The organism is Streptomyces sp. NPDC031474 (assembly GCF_055581185.1).
This window is the reverse complement of record NZ_JBVIJX010000018.1, coordinates 220,203-236,782: the sequence shown is the minus strand read 5'-3', so window position 1 is coordinate 236,782 and position 16,580 is coordinate 220,203. Positions and strand designations below refer to the sequence as shown.

15 protein-coding genes are annotated in these 16,580 nt (G+C 72.0%); 10 read left to right on the top strand and 5 right to left on the bottom strand.

Features of this window, described 5'->3' with window-relative positions:
* The 6 genes from ACZ5SK_RS34885 to ACZ5SK_RS34860 all read left to right on the top strand — a co-directional run.
* A partial coding sequence (locus ACZ5SK_RS34885) for an alpha-glucosidase C-terminal domain-containing protein (protein ID WP_468576910.1) occupies positions 1-372 on the top strand: 372 nt, incomplete at its 5' end.
* A 28-nt stretch (positions 373-400) separates the two neighbouring features.
* On the top strand, positions 401-1,762 hold the full coding sequence (locus ACZ5SK_RS34880; RefSeq protein ID WP_334582273.1) for a maltokinase N-terminal cap-like domain-containing protein: 1,362 nt from the start codon (positions 401-403) through the stop codon (positions 1,760-1,762).
* A gap of 5 nt (positions 1,763-1,767) precedes the next feature.
* Positions 1,768-3,972: a 1,4-alpha-glucan branching enzyme gene (glgB, locus tag ACZ5SK_RS34875; RefSeq protein WP_334582274.1), complete on the top strand. Its 2,205-nt coding sequence runs from the start codon at positions 1,768-1,770 to the stop codon at positions 3,970-3,972.
* A 69-nt stretch (positions 3,973-4,041) separates the two neighbouring features.
* Positions 4,042-5,136: a glutamate--cysteine ligase 2 gene (locus ACZ5SK_RS34870; protein ID WP_334582275.1), complete on the top strand. Its 1,095-nt coding sequence runs from the start codon at positions 4,042-4,044 to the stop codon at positions 5,134-5,136.
* A gap of 144 nt (positions 5,137-5,280) precedes the next feature.
* Positions 5,281-7,185: an AMP-dependent synthetase/ligase gene (locus ACZ5SK_RS34865; protein ID WP_334582276.1), complete on the top strand. Its 1,905-nt coding sequence runs from the start codon at positions 5,281-5,283 to the stop codon at positions 7,183-7,185.
* Positions 7,186-7,353: 168 nt separating this feature from the next.
* Complete coding sequence (locus tag ACZ5SK_RS34860; protein WP_334582277.1) at positions 7,354-7,800, top strand: ATP-binding protein; 447 nt, start codon at positions 7,354-7,356, stop codon at positions 7,798-7,800.
* Between the two features lie 37 nt (positions 7,801-7,837).
* Here the strand turns inward: ACZ5SK_RS34860 and ACZ5SK_RS34855 are convergent, their stop codons facing one another.
* Together ACZ5SK_RS34855 and ACZ5SK_RS34850 are read right to left on the bottom strand one after the other, a co-directional pair.
* The gene (locus ACZ5SK_RS34855) at positions 7,838-8,278 is read right to left on the bottom strand and encodes an ATP-binding protein (RefSeq protein WP_334582278.1); all 441 of its coding nucleotides are present in this window, start codon (positions 8,276-8,278) and stop codon (positions 7,838-7,840) included.
* Positions 8,275-8,646, bottom strand: a complete 372-nt coding sequence (locus ACZ5SK_RS34850) for a PRC-barrel domain containing protein (protein WP_319671930.1) — start codon at positions 8,644-8,646, stop codon at positions 8,275-8,277. The genes ACZ5SK_RS34855 and ACZ5SK_RS34850 overlap by 4 nt, the downstream gene beginning before the upstream one ends.
* A 136-nt stretch (positions 8,647-8,782) precedes the next feature.
* Between ACZ5SK_RS34850 and ACZ5SK_RS34845 the strand changes: the two genes are divergently transcribed.
* The 4 genes from ACZ5SK_RS34845 to ACZ5SK_RS34830 all read left to right on the top strand — a co-directional run bounded on the left by ACZ5SK_RS34845 (position 8,783) and on the right by ACZ5SK_RS34830 (position 14,213).
* The gene (locus ACZ5SK_RS34845) at positions 8,783-9,664 is read left to right on the top strand and encodes an RNA polymerase sigma factor SigF (protein ID WP_334582279.1); all 882 of its coding nucleotides are present in this window, start codon (positions 8,783-8,785) and stop codon (positions 9,662-9,664) included.
* Between the two features lie 66 nt (positions 9,665-9,730).
* Positions 9,731-10,120 carry an STAS domain-containing protein gene (locus tag ACZ5SK_RS34840; protein ID WP_334582280.1) on the top strand — a complete coding sequence of 130 codons (390 nt, stop codon included), beginning with the start codon at positions 9,731-9,733 and terminating at the stop codon, positions 10,118-10,120.
* 305 nt (positions 10,121-10,425) lie between these two features.
* Positions 10,426-11,802 carry an NAD(P)/FAD-dependent oxidoreductase gene (locus ACZ5SK_RS34835; protein ID WP_468576907.1) on the top strand — a complete coding sequence of 459 codons (1,377 nt, stop codon included), beginning with the start codon at positions 10,426-10,428 and terminating at the stop codon, positions 11,800-11,802.
* Between the two features lie 125 nt (positions 11,803-11,927).
* Positions 11,928-14,213 (top strand): FUSC family protein, encoded by a 2,286-nt coding sequence (locus ACZ5SK_RS34830; RefSeq protein WP_334582282.1) that lies wholly within the window; start codon positions 11,928-11,930, stop codon positions 14,211-14,213.
* A 38-nt stretch (positions 14,214-14,251) separates the two neighbouring features.
* Here ACZ5SK_RS34830 and ACZ5SK_RS34825 read toward each other — a convergent pair whose 3' ends face one another.
* The 3 genes from ACZ5SK_RS34825 to ACZ5SK_RS34815 all read right to left on the bottom strand — a co-directional run bounded on the left by ACZ5SK_RS34825 (position 14,252) and on the right by ACZ5SK_RS34815 (position 16,549).
* Complete coding sequence (locus ACZ5SK_RS34825) at positions 14,252-14,683, bottom strand: hypothetical protein (protein WP_079657621.1); 432 nt, start codon at positions 14,681-14,683, stop codon at positions 14,252-14,254.
* Positions 14,684-14,711: 28 nt separating this feature from the next.
* Complete coding sequence (locus ACZ5SK_RS34820) at positions 14,712-15,584, bottom strand: DUF1206 domain-containing protein (protein ID WP_468576904.1); 873 nt, start codon at positions 15,582-15,584, stop codon at positions 14,712-14,714.
* 86 nt (positions 15,585-15,670) lie between these two features.
* Positions 15,671-16,549: an ANTAR domain-containing protein gene (locus ACZ5SK_RS34815; protein ID WP_334582284.1), complete on the bottom strand. Its 879-nt coding sequence runs from the start codon at positions 16,547-16,549 to the stop codon at positions 15,671-15,673.
* Positions 16,550-16,580 lie beyond the last annotated feature (31 nt).

The following is a 16,580-nucleotide window of genomic DNA, read 5'->3' as shown; positions in this document are numbered from 1 at the left end:
AACGTCGAGGCGTCGATGTCGTCGCCGTCGTCGCTGCTGCACTGGACCCGGCGGATGATCGAGATCCGGAAGCAGAACCCCGCCTTCGGCCTCGGGACCTACACCGAACTGCAGTCCTCCAACCCGGCCGTCCTGGCGTTCCTGCGCGAATACGAGGACGACCTGGTGCTGTGCGTGCACAACTTCTCGCGCTTCGCCCAGCCCACGGAGCTCGACCTGCGCCGGTTCGACGGCCGCCATCCCGTCGAGCTGTTCGGCGGAGTCCGTTTCCCCGCCATCGGTGAACTGCCCTACCTGCTCACCCTCGCGGGCCACGGCTTCTACTGGTTCCGGCTCACCAGAGCCGCGTCCCGGATCGGCCGCCGCCCGTGAGCGTGCGCCGAGGAAAGGATGGGTCACCGTGACGAAGACCGCACCCCTGCGCCCCGGCAGCGCGAGCGGCGTCCGCTCCGGCGGGCCGCTCGCCGCGCTGCTGTGCGAGTGGCTGCCGCGCCAGCGCTGGTTCGCCGGCAAGGACCGGCCCCTCACCGACCTGCGCATGCTGTCGATGACCGAGCTGTATCCGGGCTGTCTGCATCTGCTCGTGCACGCCGATCAGTCGGGCGTCCCGACGCCCGGCGGTACTCCCCCGGCCGGTGACTGCTATCAGCTGCTCCTCGGCGTCCAGGAGCATCTGTCGCCTCGGCTGGGCCGTGCGCTGATCGGCAGGGTGGAGGAAGGGCCGATGGCGGGGCTGACGGTCCATGACGCGTTGCAGGACCCCCGGTCGGCGCATCTGCTTCTGGAGCGGATGCGGCATCCCGGCACGCTGGGCCCGCTGTGCTTCGAGTCGGCCCCGTGTGTGTCGCTGCCTCCGGGGCTGGCGCCGCGGCTGCTGGAGGCCGAGCAGTCCAACACCTCGCTGGTGTACGGGGACGCGTTCATCCTGAAGATCTTCCGGCGGATCCAGCCGGGGGTGAACCCCGATCTGGAGGTGCCGGTCGCGCTGGCCGGGCAGGGGTGCGGGCGGGTGCCCGCGCCCGTGGCCTGGTTCCGGACGACGCATCCGCAGGAGGCGACGCTCGGCGTGCTCCAGCCGTTCCTGCCCGACGCCTCCGACGGCTGGACACTCGCGCTGCGGGCCCTCGCCCGCGGGGAGGGCTTCACGGCGGAGGCCGAGGAACTGGGGCGGGCCACGGCGGACGTCCACCTCGCGCTGGCCGCTGCGCTTCCGGCCGGTCCCGACGCCGAGGACGGACGGACGGCGGCGGCGATGACCGAGCGGCTGGAGGCGGCCGCGCACCATGTGCCGGCGCTGCGCCCGTTCGTCCCGGGCCTGACCACCGCCTTCGGCGCGCTGTCCGTGTGCGATGCCGGCCCGCCCGCCCAGCGCATCCACGGCGACCTGCACCTCGGGCAGGTCCTGCGCGCCGGACGGGACTGGTTCGTCATCGACTTCGAGGGCGAGCCGTCGCGTCCGCTGGCCGAGCGGCGCAGCGCCCACTCCCCGGTCCGGGACATCGCCGGGATGCTGCGCTCGTTCGACTACGCCGCCCGCCAGCGCCGCCCGTGGCGGCCGGAGTGGGCGCGCCGTTGCCGGGAGGCCTACTGCGCGGGCTATGCGGCCCGCGCGGGCTGGGACCCCCGTAAGAAACATGCCCTGTTGCGTGCCTACGAGACGGACCGAGCCGTGTACGAAGTGCTGTACGAGGCCCGTAACCGTCCCGACTGGCTGCCCGTACCCATGGCGGCGATCGAGCGACTCGCCGTCCGAGGAGGCTGACCCCTGTGGCCCTGCGTGACATCTCTCCGCCCGAGTCGGCCGGCCCCCGCCCGCGCACGGCGCCCGCGCTCGACGCCGGCGACCGTGGGCGACTGCTCTCAGGCGCCCACCACGATCCGCACGCGCTGCTGGGCGCGCACCCGGTGCCGGGCGGGATCCTCTTCCGGGTGCTGCGGCCCTTCGCGGACGCCGTGAGCGTCGTGATCGACGGCGACCCCACCCCGCTGGTCTCCGAGGGCGACGGGCTGTTCGCCGTCGTCCTGCCGCTCGACGCGGTGCCCGCGTACACGCTGCTGGTGTCGTACGAGGGTGTCGAGCAAAAGGTGGACGACCCGTACCGTTTCCTGCCGGCTCTCGGCGATCTCGATCTGCATCTCATCCGTGAGGGGCGCCACGAGGAGTTGTGGAAGGCGCTCGGCGCGGAGCCGATGGCCCACCAGGGGGTGATCGGCACCCGGTTCACGGTGTGGGCGCCGAACGCCCGGGGCGTGCGGGTCGCCGGGGACTTCTGCTGCTGGGACGGGACCGCGTTCCCGATGCGGTCCCTGGGTTCGTCCGGCGTGTGGGAGCTTTTCCTGCCCGGGATCGGCGAGGGCGCCCGGTACAAGTTCGAGATCACCTCCCGCTACGGCCACCGCTTCCTCAAGGCCGATCCGATGGCCCGGTGCGCGGAGGTGCCGCCGGACACCGCGTCGATCGTGCACGCCTCGCACTACGAGTGGGCGGACCAGGAGTGGATGGCGCACCGGGGCGACGTTCCCGTGCATGTGGCTCCGTTCTCCGTGTACGAGGTCCATCTCCCCTCCTGGCGGCCAGGGCTGACGTTTCGTCAGCTGGCCGAGGAGCTGCCGCCGTACGTCAGCGACCTCGGCTTCACCCATGTGGAGTTCATGCCGGTCGCCCAGCATCCGTTCGCGGGTTCCTGGGGGTACCAGGTCACCGGTTTCTACGCGCCGGCCTCGCGGCTCGGCACGCCGGACGACTTCAAGTTCCTGGTGGACGCCCTGCACCGGGCCGGAATCGGCGTGATCGTGGACTGGGTGCCGGCACACTTCCCCAAGGACGACTGGGCGTTGGCGCGGTTCGACGGGGATCCGCTCTACGAGCCCGGGGACTCGCGGCGGGCCGAGCATCCGGACTGGGGGACGCTCGAGTTCGACTTCGGGCGCATCGAGGTACGCAACTTCCTCGTGGCGAACGCCACTTACTGGTGCGAGGAGTTCCATGTCGACGGGCTGCGGGTGGACGCCGTCGCCTCGATGCTCTATCTCGACTACTCGCGGGACTGCGGGCAGTGGTCGCCGAACGTGTTCGGCGGCCGGGAGGACCTGGCCGCGATGGCGTTCCTGCAGGAGATGAACGCGACGGTGTACCGGCGCAATCCGGGGGTCGTGACGATCGCCGAGGAGTCCACCGCCTGGGACGGGGTGACCCGGCCGACCGACAGCGGCGGTCTGGGGTTCGGGCTGAAGTGGAACATGGGCTGGATGCACGACTCACTGCAGTACATCGCCAAGGAGCCGGTGCACCGCAAGTACCACCACAACGAGATGACCTTCTCGATGGTGTACGCCTACAGCGAGAACTACGTCCTGCCGATCTCGCACGACGAGGTCGTCCACGGCAAGCAGGCGCTGGTGTCGAAGATGCCCGGCGACTGGTGGCAGCGGCGGGCCAACCACCGCGCCTACCTGGGCTTCATGTGGGCCCATCCGGGCAAACAACTGCTCTTCATGGGGCAGGAGTTCGCCCAGGGCGCGGAGTGGTCGCAGGAGCACGGCCCCGAGTGGTGGCTGCTGGATCCGGGGTACGCGTCCGCGGGCGACCACCGGGGGGTACAGGACCTGGTGCGTGATCTCAACGCGGTCTACCGGGCCACGCCCGCCCTGTGGGAGCGCGACACCGATCCGGCCGGGTTCCGGTGGGTGGTCGGCGACGCCGCGGACGACAACGTGTTCGCGTTCCTGCGCCACGACGCCCAGGGCGCGCCGCTCCTCGCCGTCAGCAACTTCTCCCCCGTCGTGCGCCACGACTACCCGCTCGCCGTCCCCGGCGACGTCCCGGCCTGGCGGGAGCTGCTGAACACCGACGCCGAGCGCTACGGCGGCAGCGGTGTCGTCGGTGCCGCCCCGGTCGTACCCGAGCGGGAGGAGCTCCGGCTGACGCTGCCGCCCCTGGCCACGGTGTGGCTGACGCCTTCGTCCGTGTGAACAGGACCGGACGGGGCAGTCGGGTGCGTACCACCCTCCTACGAAGGCCGCAGAGAAAGGCCGCATCCCGTGCGCACCGTCGGAGTGGAGGAGGAACTCCTCCTGGTCGACCCGGAGACCGGGGAGCCGCAGGCCCTGTCCGCCGCCGTCCTCGCCCGCGCCTCGCGGTGCGAGGAGGCGGAGCAGCCGCCGGTCTTCCAGAAGGAACTGCACAACCAGATGCTCGAGTTCGCCACCCACCCGCAGACGGGCATGGGCGAGCTCGGCGCGGAGATCGTGCGGATCCGCGGGGAGGCGGCACGGCACGCGCAGGAGACGGGGTGCGCGGTCGCCGCGCTGGCCACGTCGCCGCTCGCGGTGCGCCCCTCCGTCAGCAGGGGACGGCGCTACCAGTGGATGGCGGATCAGTACGGCATCGCGACCCGTGAACAGATCGTGTGCGGATGTCACGTCCATGTCTCCGTCGGCTCCGACGAGGAGGGGGTCGCGGTCATCGACCGGATCCGGCCCTGGCTGTCGGTGCTGGCGGCGCTGAGTGCCAACTCGCCGTTCTGGCAGGGCAAGGAGACGGACTACAGCAGTTATCGCAGCCGGGTGTGGCAGCGCTGGCCGTCGGCGGGTCCGACCGAGCTGTTCGGTTCGGCGGAGCGCTACCACGGGCGGGTGGCGGACATGGTGGCCACGGGCACGATCCTCGACGAGGCCATGGTCTACTTCGACGCCCGGCTGTCGGCGCGTTATCCGACGGTGGAGGTGCGGGTGGCGGACGTCTGTCTGCACGCGGACACCGCCGTGCTGATCGCCACGCTGGTGCGGGGGCTCGTCGAGACGGCCGCCCGGGAGTGGGAGGCCGGCCTCGATCCGCTGGACCACAGTGTGAGCCTGCTGCGGCTGGCCGGCTGGCGCGCCGCCCGCTCGGGGCTGAGCGCGGATCTGCTGCACCCGGCGACCATGCGGCGCACCCGCGCCGAGACGGTCGTACGGGCTCTGCTGGCGCATGTCGAGGATGCGCTGGCGGACAGCGGGGACCTGGAGCGGGCCCGGGCGTCCTGTGCCGAACTGCTGAAGGTCGGCAACGGTTCGCGGATCCAGCGGGAGGTGTGGGAGCGCACGGGAAGTCTGCGCGAGGTCGTCACGACGTGCGTGCGGCACACCCAGGCCTGAGGCGATCCGCCCCGTCGAGATCATCAAGGCGGATTACTTATTCGTTCCAGGCCACAACCGGACCCGCCTGGGCTAGATTCGACCACCGTCGATAACGGTTCCCGTCGGCGGTGTCACAGCCCGTACACGTCACAGGAGCAGCGCATGCGCGACTTCGCCCTCGCTCCCCGCACCGTCCCGCCCCTGACCGGAGGGCTCGCCGACAGCGTTTTCGAGACAGCCGCCCGTACCCCCACGTTCCCGGTGCTCTCCCGTCGCCCGGACGCCGCCTCCGCCGGCTGGCAGGAGGTCACGGCCGTCGAACTGCGGGACGAGGTGGTCGACCTCGCCAAGGGGTTCGTGGCGTCCGGGATCAAGCCCGGTCACCGCGTGGCGATCATGGCGCGCACCCGGTACGAGTGGACGGTGCTCTGCCATGCGCTGTGGGCGGTGGGAGCCGAGGTCGTCCCCGTCTATCCGACGTCCTCGCGCGAGCAGGTCGAGTGGATCCTGCGGGACGCCCGGTGTGTGGGCGTGGTCGTCGAGGACGAACAGAGCGTCATGACCGTGGGATCGGTGTGCGCGGCCCTGCCCGCGCTGCGGCACGTCTGGCAGTTGGACGCGGGTGCGCTGGAAGAACTCGGGCGGCGCGGCGAGTTGGTGCCGGGGACCACGGTGGACTCGCTGCGCCGGATCGTGCTGCCCGACTCCACCGCGGTGATCGCCTACACCTCCGGCACCTCGGGCCGGCCGCTGGGCTGCGCGCTGAGCCACCGCAGTCTGGCAAGCCCCTGCGACACGCTGCTGGCCGGCTGGGGGCACACGGCCGCGCCCGCGGGTGAGCAGCCGAGCGTCCTGGCCTTTCTGCCGTTCTCCCACGTGTACGGGCTGATGATCCAGGGCCTCTGTCTGCGCGGCGGCATCCTGATGGGTCACGAGCCCGATCTCGGCGCGGACGCGCTGTCGGAGTCGCTGCGCACCTTCCGTCCGACGTATCTGTACGCGGTCCCGTCGGTGTTCGAGAAGATCTACAAGAACTTCCTGCGGGCGGCCCAGGAATCGGGCCGGGGGGCGCTGTTCGAGCGGGCGGCGGAGACGGCCCGCAATTTCGCGGCGGCCGTGGAACGGCAGCGGCTGGGCCGCGGCTCGGGGCCCGGTTTCGACCTGCGGTTCCAGCACGCCCTCTTCGAACGGACGGTGTACCGCAGACTCCGGGCCGCGCTGGGCGGTCGCGTCCACCGCGCCACGTCGGGCGGCTCCCCGCTCCACCGCGACCTGTCCCTGTTCTACGAGGGCATCGGCATCTATGTGCACGACGGGTACGGCCTGACCGAGACCGGCGGCGGGATCACCATGCAGCCGCTGGGCCGGGAGAAGTCGGGCACCGTGGGTCAGGCCCTGCCGGGCACGGAGATCCGGGTGGCGGACGACGGGGAGATCCTGGTGCGCGGCCCGTCGGTGTTCCAGGGCTATGTGGGCGACGACACCGCGACGCGGGCCGCGCTGTGGGGCGGCTGGCTGGCCACGGGCGATCTCGGGTTCCTGGACTCGGACGGCTATCTCACGATCACGGGGCGCAAGAAGGACGTCATCATCACCAGCAGCGGCAAGAGCGTGGCGCCGACCGCGCTGGAGCAGCGGCTGCGGATGCATCCGCTCGTGCACCAGGCGGTGGTCGTGGGCGACAACCGGCCCTGCGTGGGAGCGCTGATCACCCTGGACCCCGATTTCCTGGCGCACTGGCGCGGCCGCCTCACGCTGTACGGCGACACGCAGAGCCGGGAGGCCCGTGAGGAGAACGCCCTGCGGGAGGAGATCGGGCGGGCGGTGGCCGCGGCGAACAGCGCGGTGTCCCGTTCGGAGTCGATCCGGGCGTTCCGTATCCTGCCGCAGCCGTTCGACCAGACCAACGGTCTGCTGACGCCCTCGATGAAGCTGCGCCGTGACTCGATCGTGGCGCACTACGCGGCGGAGATCGAGGCGATGTACCAGGCGCGGGCGCGTCTGCCCCGGCAGAGCGCGCCGGAGGAGGTGCTGAGCTGGGACGACGCGGACGACGTCTTCCGCTGAGTCACAGCGCGTGGACGGCGGGCGGCCCCGCGTGGGCCGCCGCGGTCGTAGGCCGACGGGTGGCGGACGCGTAGCCTGTGCGGGCCCGGGAACCCTGAAGGGGGCGAAGCCTGAGAGCCGTACGAGAAAGGACGACGGTCCCGGCAGCAGCGGGGCCGCACAGACGACATGGCAACCGAGCCGCGTGGTAACGACGCATTGTCCTCCTGGGCGATTCCGAGCCGTACGGCCCGTTTCGCGGGTGAACCGCAGGATGTGACGGGTGCGCGGCTGGCCGCGGAGGAGTTCCTCGACGAGCTGGCGCGGGCCTCGCCGCCCACGGCGCCGGAGTGCTGGCACGACATCGTGCTGATCGTGGCGGAGCTGGCCGCCAATGCGGTCCAGTACGCTCCTGGCCCCTTCGAACTGCACCTTCGCCGCACGTTCGACGGCGTGCACGTCACGGTCCACGACACCAACAGCGCGCCGCCCGCGCCCCGGCCGTTCCATCCCGACAGCGGGGGCGGTGGCATCGGCTGGTATCTGGTGCAGACCCTCTGCAGCCAGGTCAGCGTGGTGCCGAACGAGATGGGCCGGGGCGAGGGGAAGGACATCCACGTGTTTCTGCCCTGGTGACGGCGGTGACGGGCGCCCGTCAGCCCGGTAGGTCCCGTCAGCCGGTGGGCCGGATCGGCACGAACACGGTGATCGTCTTGCCTCCCGTCGGCCGTTTCTCGACGGTGACGTCCCGGGCCAGTCGGACGACCAGGGGCCAGCCGTAGCCGCCCGTGCGGTGTCCGGCCGGTGCCGCGTCCGCTCCGCACGCCGCGGCGGGCAGGTTCTCGCTGTGGTCGTGCACGGCCAGTCGGATCCCGTCGTCCAGGGGGGTCATCTCGAACCCGGCGAGTCCACCGCCGTGCCGCAGCGCGTTGGCCACCAGTTCCGAGACGACCAGCAGCAGATCGATGACATCCGCCTCTTGGGCCGGCCGCACCGACGGGTCCCAGCGGGCGGCCACCACCGAGCGGGCGTGGGCCCGGGCGGACGCGGCGGTCGTCACCGGCGCCGCCGGACCGGTGGCCGGCCCGGCAGACGCGAGTTCCTCCTCTCTCACGCCGGCGTCGTCCCGCGCGGGGTCAGTCGGCGGTAGTGGTCGCCGACGGCGGCGAGGTACGCCGGATCCGTCGTCTCGCTGTCGGTGCGGAAGCGGGGTGCTTCCTTGACCTCGTCCCCGGTACAGGCCAGGGAGACCTTGCGGCCCGCGTGGTCGACGCGCGTCACGACGCCCACCGGGACGACGGCGCTCCTGCCGAACAGCCAGACGCCCGTGTCGACGACCAGGTGCCGCATGCCGTGCGGGCCGGCCTCACGTTCCACATGTCCGAGGGTGCCGTCGGTGGTCACGACGGCGTAGCCGGTCAGGTCCTGCCCCTCGACAGAGCCGCTGCCCGGCGCGTACGACCAGATTCCGTCGATGGTCACACTGCTCCCTTCTCGCGCCCCACAGCACCAATTACCCTGCCGCGGCAGCCGCATTCGGAATGTGTTCGGCATGAGACGCGGATGCAGGGGCAGACGGACTGCGTCATCGACCGGCTCGACGAACGGAGTGAGCGGCATGGATGCCGTGACGGCACAGGCAACGACGGCCACGGCACAGCAGGCGGGCATCGAGGACCCGCGCGGAGGGGTTCCGCTCATCGAGATACCCACCGAGGTGAGCCCGAAGGACGCGCGGGAGCTGTCGCGCCGCTTCTTCGACCGGCTGGCCGTCGTGGAGGAGGGCACACACGAGTACCAGTACGTGCGCAACACCCTGATCGAGATGAACCTGTCGCTCGTGCGGTACGCGGCCTCGCGCTTCCGCGGCCGGGGCGACTCGATGGAGGACATCGTCCAGGTCGGCACGATCGGGCTGATCAAGGCCATCGACCGGTTCGAGCTGTCCCGTGAGGTCGAGTTCACCTCGTTCGCCGTGCCGTACATCGTCGGCGAGATCAAGCGTTTCTTCCGGGACACCAGCTGGGCGGTGCACGTGCCGCGCCGACTTCAGGAGGCGCGGGTCGAACTGGCCAAGGCGACCGAGGAGTTGCAGTCGCGGCTGGGCCGGGCGCCCACGACGCGTGAGCTGTCGCAGCTGATGTCGCTGTCGGAGGAGGAGGTCATCGAGGCGCGCAAGGCGTCCAACTGCTACACCTCCGCCTCCCTCGACGCGGCGCTCACCTCCGACGGCGGCGCGGACGGCGAGTCGGTGCTGGCCGACTTCATCGGCGCGGAGGAGCCGGCGCTGGAACTGGTCGAGGACTTCCACTCGTTGGCTCCGCTCATCGCCGAACTCGACGAGCGGGAACGGCAGATCATCCATCTGCGGTTCGTCGAGGAGCGCACGCAGGCGGAGATCGGCCAGGAGCTCGGCATCTCCCAGATGCACGTGTCGCGGCTGCTCAGCCGCATGGTGCGGCGCCTACGGGCCGGCCTGCTGGGGGCCGACCTCGTCTGAGGCCCGCATCGCCGCCGGGCTCGGACCGAGCCCGGCGCCCACGACCGTCTGCTTTCGGAGGTATCCGTGTCCATCGCCCAGAACCCCCTGTCCGTCGAGGTCACCCTGCCCCGTGAGGACGTCGCCCTGGTCACGGTCGAAGGCCATCTCGACCTCGACACCGCGACCGAGTTCCAGGCGCATCTGGCCAACCAGCTCCATCACGGCCGACGGCACTTCCTCATCGACCTCTCGGCGGTCCCGTTCATGGACTCGTCCGGCATGAACATCATTCTGCGGGTGTACCAGGAGGCTCGCGGCCTGCCGGGGAGCGTGCACGTGATCAACCCCAGGCCCGCCGTCCGCCGGGTCCTGGATCTCACCGGCGTCAGTCTCACGGTTCCCGTCTCGGCCGAGGTCGAGGAGGCCCTGGCCCTCGTCGACCGGCCGTCGCCGCCCCAAGACCGCCAGGACTGAGCAAGGCGCGCGCCGCACAGAGCGAGAAGAGGCGTCCGCCAGGACGGGGCACGGGCCCGAGTCGGCCCGTGCCCCGTCCGTTCTCCGGACCGGCACTTGCCAGGGACGTCGGCCTGCCCGAAAGGTGGGGGCGTACAGGGGCCGTTCGGCGGGTACGACGGTGGCCTCAGGAGAAACGTTCGTCTGCATGCCTCGCCCGGCTGGCGGAACCGGTCCGGTCGCGGTGGGATCGACGAGGTGCGAGGGGCCCGCGGGCGGGGCACGCGCATGAGGTCGGGGCAGACCGCCTGGAGCCGCAGAAAGGGATGGACATCGTGACACGACCCAGGATCCTGGTGGTGGGCGCGGGCTTCGCGGGAGTGGGGTGCGTTCGGCGTCTGGAACGCAAACTCGCCGCCGCGGAGGCCGACGTCACTTTGGTGACACCGTTCGCCTACCAGCTCTATCTGCCGCTGCTGCCACAGGTCGCCTCCGGGGTGCTGACTCCCCAGTCGATCGCCGTGTCGTTGCGCCGCAGCAAGAAGTACCGCACACGGATCATTCCGGGCGGCGCGATCGGCGTGGACCTCAAGTCGAAGGTCTGCGTCATCAAGACCATCACCGACGAGATCGTCAACGAGCCGTACGACTACATCGTGCTGGCTCCCGGCAGCGTCACCCGCACCTTCGACATCCCGGGGCTGACCGACCACGCCTTCGGCATGAAGTCGCTCGCCGAGGCCGCGTACGTCCGCGATCACGTCATCTCGCAGCTCGACCTCGCCGACGCCAGCCACGACCCCGTCGAGCGGGCCTCCCGGCTGCAGTTCGTGGTGGTGGGCGGCGGTTACGCGGGCACCGAGACCGCCGCCTGTCTGCAGATGCTCACGCACAACGCGGTCAAGCGGTACCCCAGGCTGGACCAGAGCCTGATCAAGTGGCATCTGATCGACATCGCCCCGAAGCTGATGCCCGAGCTCGGCGACAAGCTCGGCCACAGCGCCCAGGAAGTACTGCGCAAGCGGGGCATCGACATCTCGCTGGGGGTGTCCATCGCCAAGGCGGGCCCGCAGGAGGTCACCTTCACCGACGGGCGGGTCGTCCCGACCCGGACCCTCATCTGGACGGCGGGCGTCGTGGCCAGCCCGCTGATCGCGACGCTGGGCGCGGAGACGGTCCGCGGGCGGCTCGCCGTCGAAGCGGAGATGAACCTGCCCGGGAACGACGGGGTGTTCGCCCTCGGGGACGCCGCCGCCGTACCCGACAGGGCCAAGGAGGACGAGAGCGCGGTCTGTCCGCCGACCGCGCAGCACGCGATGCGGCAGGGCAAGGTGGTCGCCGACAACGTGATCGCGACGCTGCGGGGCCAGGCGATGCGGCCGTATGTGCACAAGGACCTCGGGCTGGTCGTGGACCTCGGCGGCACCGACGCCGTCTCCAAGCCGCTCGGCATCCCGCTGAAGGGGCTGCCCGCGCAGGCCGTGGCCCGCGGCTACCACTGGGGCGCGCTGCGCACGGGCGTGGCCAAGGCCCGGGTGCTGACGAACTGGACGCTCAACGCGATCGCGGGCGACGATTTCGTGCGCACCGGTTTCCAGGCGCGCCGGGCGGCGAAGCTGAAGGACTTCGAGTACACGGACAGCTATCTGACGCCCGACCAGGTGCGGGCGCACCTCGAGGGCTCCGGCCCCGACGAGGAGTGAGAGCCTGTGCCATGTCCCCGGCCGGATCATCGTGCGGCGTCACGGGGGTCCCCCCGCTCGGGCGAAGCCGAGCGTGACGGAGCGTGCGAGCGTGCGGGCCAGGCGGCGCGCGCCCGGCCGGGGACATGACACGGGCGCTGAGGCCGGCGGCAGAGCACGGCGGCGTACGGGCGGCGGCCCGGTCGTTCGGTGCGCGGTGGCGGGATCGGGTCGCGGCATCCGATCCCGGGCTGCTGCGGCTGGCGGCCGGGCTGCGGACGGTCGGCGCGATCGCCCTGACGCTGGCGGTGCTCTCGCTGCTGGGTGCGGATGTCTCGCATCTGGTGGCGGGGGCCATCGCCGCGATGGTCGCCACGTTCGCCGTCCGGGAGCAGCAGCGCGGCCGGCAGGCGGTGACGCTGGCGCTGGGCCTGCCGGTGGCGCTGGCCTCGGTGTCGCTGGCGGCGCTGCTCAGCTCCCGGGTGGTGGCCGGTGACGTCTTCTTCGTCGCCCTGATCTTCTGCGCGGTCTACGGCCGCCGGTTCGGCGAGCGGGGCACGGCGCTCGGGCTGATCGGGTTCCAGGTGTACTTCCTGTCGCTGTTCGTCGGCGTCGGGACGTCGACCCTGCCGGGGTACTACGGGGTGATCGCCGTCGCTTTCGCGTGCAGCGCGGTGGCGCGCTTCGTGCTGGTGCCCCAGACCCCGACCGGGATCCTGCAGCGGCTGCGGCAGGCTTTCCGGGCGCGGCTCGCCCAGTTGCTCGACGCCCAGCTCGAACTCCTCGACGCCGGCCCCGACGACATCGACAAGGCTCTCGCCCGGCTGCGCGAGGGCACCGCCCGGCTGCACGACACGGCCATGATGATCCAGGGCCGGCTGGAGGAGGGCACCCCGGACGAGGCGGCGGCCCGGCTGGTGCAGCGCCGGATCGCAGACGCCGAGATCGCCGCCGAACGGCTGGGCCTGCTTCTGCTGACGGCCCGTAGCGCCGAGCGGGCCGACACGCTGACCCTGCACCTGCCGGGCGCGCCGCTGCCGCACGCCGGCCCGCTGCCGGTGCGGGACGAGGCCCTGGACACCCTGCGGCGCGAGCTGCCGGCCCTGCAACTGCTCGTACGGCACCCCGTCGCGCAGAATGCGGGCACCGGGCCGGCGCTGGTGCGCAACCGGCTGCTCGGGTACCGGGAGGAGGAGAACCTGCCGAAGGCGTCACCGCCCGTGCAGGACGTCTTCCGGGGTGTCGGCGAGGCGGCCCGCGCGGTGCTGGGGCTGCGGATCGCGCTCGACGGGCCCCAGGACGAGTCCGACGACAGTCCCGAGACGGCCCGCTCCCGTGAGGAGCTGGACGCGGAGGACGCCGCGATCGGCGGAGCCGAGGAGGACAAGGAGGCGGCTCAAGGGGCCAGGGGGCTGCGGCGGCCGACCACCCGGGCCGCCGTACAGGTCTCCGTCGGGTCGTCGCTGGCCATCGTCGGCGGTGAGCTGCTGTCCTCGCACCGCTGGTACTGGGCGGTGCTCACCTGCTGGATCGTGTTCCTGAACACCGGCTCCACGGGGGAGATCCTGGTCAAGGGCTACCGGCGGCTGCTGGGCACCGTGCTCGGCGTGGTCGCGGGCATCGTGCTGGCGGGGCTGGTCGGGCATCACACCTGGACGGCGTTCGCGGTGGTGCTGCTCTGCGTGTTCGCGATGTTCTACACCGCGCCGCTGTCGTACACGCTGATGTCGTTCTTCGTGACGGCGGCGCTGGGGGTGCTGTACACGCTGCTGCACACCTACAGCCTGTCGGTGCTGGTGCTGCGGGTGGAGGAGACGGCGCTGGGCGCGGCCTGTGGAATCGTCGCGGCGGCGGTGGTGCTGCCGGTGCGCACCGACCGGCGGACGAACGAGCTGCTGACGACCGTGCTGGACCGGCTGACGGACGTCACCGAGGCGGCCCTGGAGCAACTGAGCGGCGGTCCCCCGGCCGACCTGCTGGACCGGGCCCGGGATCTGGACCAGGCGCTGGCCGACCTGCGGGCCGCCACGCAGCCCCTGACGCATCCGGTGACGCCGCTGCGGACCCGCCGGGACACCGCCCGCTATGTCGTCGCGCTGCTGGAGACCTGTGCCTACCACGCCAGGTCCCTGGCGGCCACGGCCGAACTGCTGCCGACGCATCCGTCGATCGCGGCGGACCCGCGGCTGCGCCGGGCCGGGCAGCGCATCCTGCACAACATCGGGGCGATCGCCGCCCGCGTCGCGCAGGAACGAAGCACCGCCGAGGTGCTGACCGGGCCGAGCATCGCCGCGCTGCTGAAGCCGGGGGTGCCGGGGACACCGCGCTACGGCCGGGTGACCGACCGCGTGCTGCGGCACCTTCAGCGCCTGGACGAGGCGGTGGTCGGCCTCGCCCGCCCGCTCGGGGCGCCGGTGGCGCCGCCGAAGTGAGCGTGCGGGCGGTGGCGGTGCCGCCCCCGGCGGGGAGTTCAGAACTCCGTGGACATACCGCTCGCGGCCGCGATGCCCCGCAGCTCGTCGGTGTCCTTCTGGCGTTGGCGGATGCAGCCGGCGATCTCGGCGAGGCGGGTGGGGTCGGACGCGGTGGCCGCGTCGGTGACCACCCGGACCGGGCCGGTTCCGTCGACATGGATCTCCACCAGCTGGTTGTCCAGTCGGCCGGTGACCGCGGTGGCGATGACCAGCGCGGCCTCGTCGCGGACCTCCTGGGGCAGATGCCGGGTGTCGTCCGGGTCCAGGGCGAAGTCGAGACTCCCCGGTGGCTGTTGGTCGAGGGCGCGCAGCGCGGGTGCGACGACCTGCAGCAGGAGCTGGTAGTCCTCGCTGTCCATGCGGACGCGCAACAGGTCGAGGTACATGTCCACGGGCTGTCCGTCGGGCGGGAACTCTGGTTCGTTCATCTGCTCCGTGTTCCCACCCACGCGGACATCAGACGTTTCGCCAGCGGGCCATCGCAAGGGAGAACAGCCCGAAGAGCACGAGTCCGGCGGCGACGCAGGCCAGCAGGCCCGGTCCGACGGGGGTGCCGGCGAACGAGCGGAGCGTGTCGTCGAGCCCCTTCGCCCTGGTCGGGCGGTAGTCGACGGCGGCCCGTACGGCGAACGCGCCCGCGGCGGCGAACACCAGGCCGCGGGCCGCGCCGCCGCCCACGCCGGTGACGTCCACCAGTCGGCGCACGCCCGGCGACATCTCGCCCAGCCGCAGGTCCTCCCGGTAGGTCCGCGGGACGGCCCGGGCCGCGATCCACACGCCCGCGACGACGATCCCGGCGCCCGCCGCCCCCACGATCCACTGCCCGGCGGGCAGGTCGAGCGCCCGGGCGGTGACGTCCCGGGACTGCTCGTCGCTCGACCCGCCTCCGCCGCCGGAACCGGTCCCACCGCCCGAGCCTCGTCCGCCGCCCGATCCGGCGGCGAAGACGAGGACGGAGTAGGCGACGAAGGAGTAGAAGACGCACCGGACGACTGCCAGCAGCCGCTTCCTGGCCCTGCGGCCGTCGGGCCCGGCCGCGCCGAAGACGGCTTCGGACAGCCGCCACAGCGCCATTCCGACCAGCCCGACGCCCAGCGCCCACAGCAGTACGGCGCCGAAGGGCTTCTCCGAGATCTCGCCGAGGGCTCCCTGGCGGTCGGCCTGCTGTGTGCCGTGGCCGAAGGCGATCTGCAGGGCCAGTGCTCCGACCAGCAGATAGATCACGCCACGGGCGGTGAGCCCGGCCTTGGCGGCGCCCTTCGTCATCGACCCCCGCGCCGCCCGCTCCGCCTCGGCGCGGCCGCTGTGCGCCAGAGCGCTGGTGTTCATCCGACCTCCTCCAACCGTGCCCGAACCTCGCCGATGTCGAATGCCCCGGCCCGGACCGGACACACCCGGCCCGGCGCCCGTGGCCTTCACGCCCCCGGCCTGCGGGCGCCCCGGACCCTGCCGAGGGCGTGCAGGTACTCCAGCGCGTCCAGGAGGACCGTGCGTTCATGCCAGGCGAGCCAGCGGCCGGCCTCGGCGCCGAGGGCGTCCAGGGTCTTCAGCTGGGAAGGGCTGAGCTCGGGCAGGCAGTGGTCGGCGTGGGCCGAGACCATGCCGACGCACAGGCCGGTCGCCGAGGTCAGGGGCACGCTGTGGCAGGCCTCGCTGCCGGCGGCGAGGATGGCCGCCCGGGCCGGCTCGGTGAACACCGGGTCACCGGCCACGTCCCGTACGGTGACCTGCGCGAGATCGCGGGCGGCCTTGGCACAGGATGTGCCCGTCTCTCCGACGTGCTCGAAGAAGTCGACGAAGTCCTGCGTGAGGCCGGTGTGCCGTTCGATGCGCAGGCCGCCCCGGACCCGGTCGACCGTCTGCACGTTGCCCATGCCGGTGCCGACCACGGCGAGCGTGCGGTCCAGCACGGCGCCGAGCACCGCGCCGCGACTGCGGCCGCCCGCCGGGTCGTCCGGCAGCAGGCCGAGGGCGGGCTCGGGTCTGCGAACGCGGCGGGGGAACCACAGCGCGGTCCGTCCGTCCGGACGAGGCGTCGTCACGAGGATCCCGGCCAGGGTGCGCATCTTGACGTTGAACCGCTGCGAGACCTGCCGCATGAGCGTGAACGCGCCGTCGGCGTCGGGCAGGGCGTAGCGCTCCTGGAGCATGCCCTGTGCCTGGGAGATCAGCGGGTGGGCGCGGGACCGGGCGCGCAGGTCGCGCACTTCGGCACGCAGGCGCTCCAGTTCGGCTTGCTCTCGTTCGATACGCTCCGGGTCCTCGTCCGCTGTTCCGGATGCAGCCGCGGTCATGGGGTCTCCGTCGGGTCGCCAGGTGGGAATC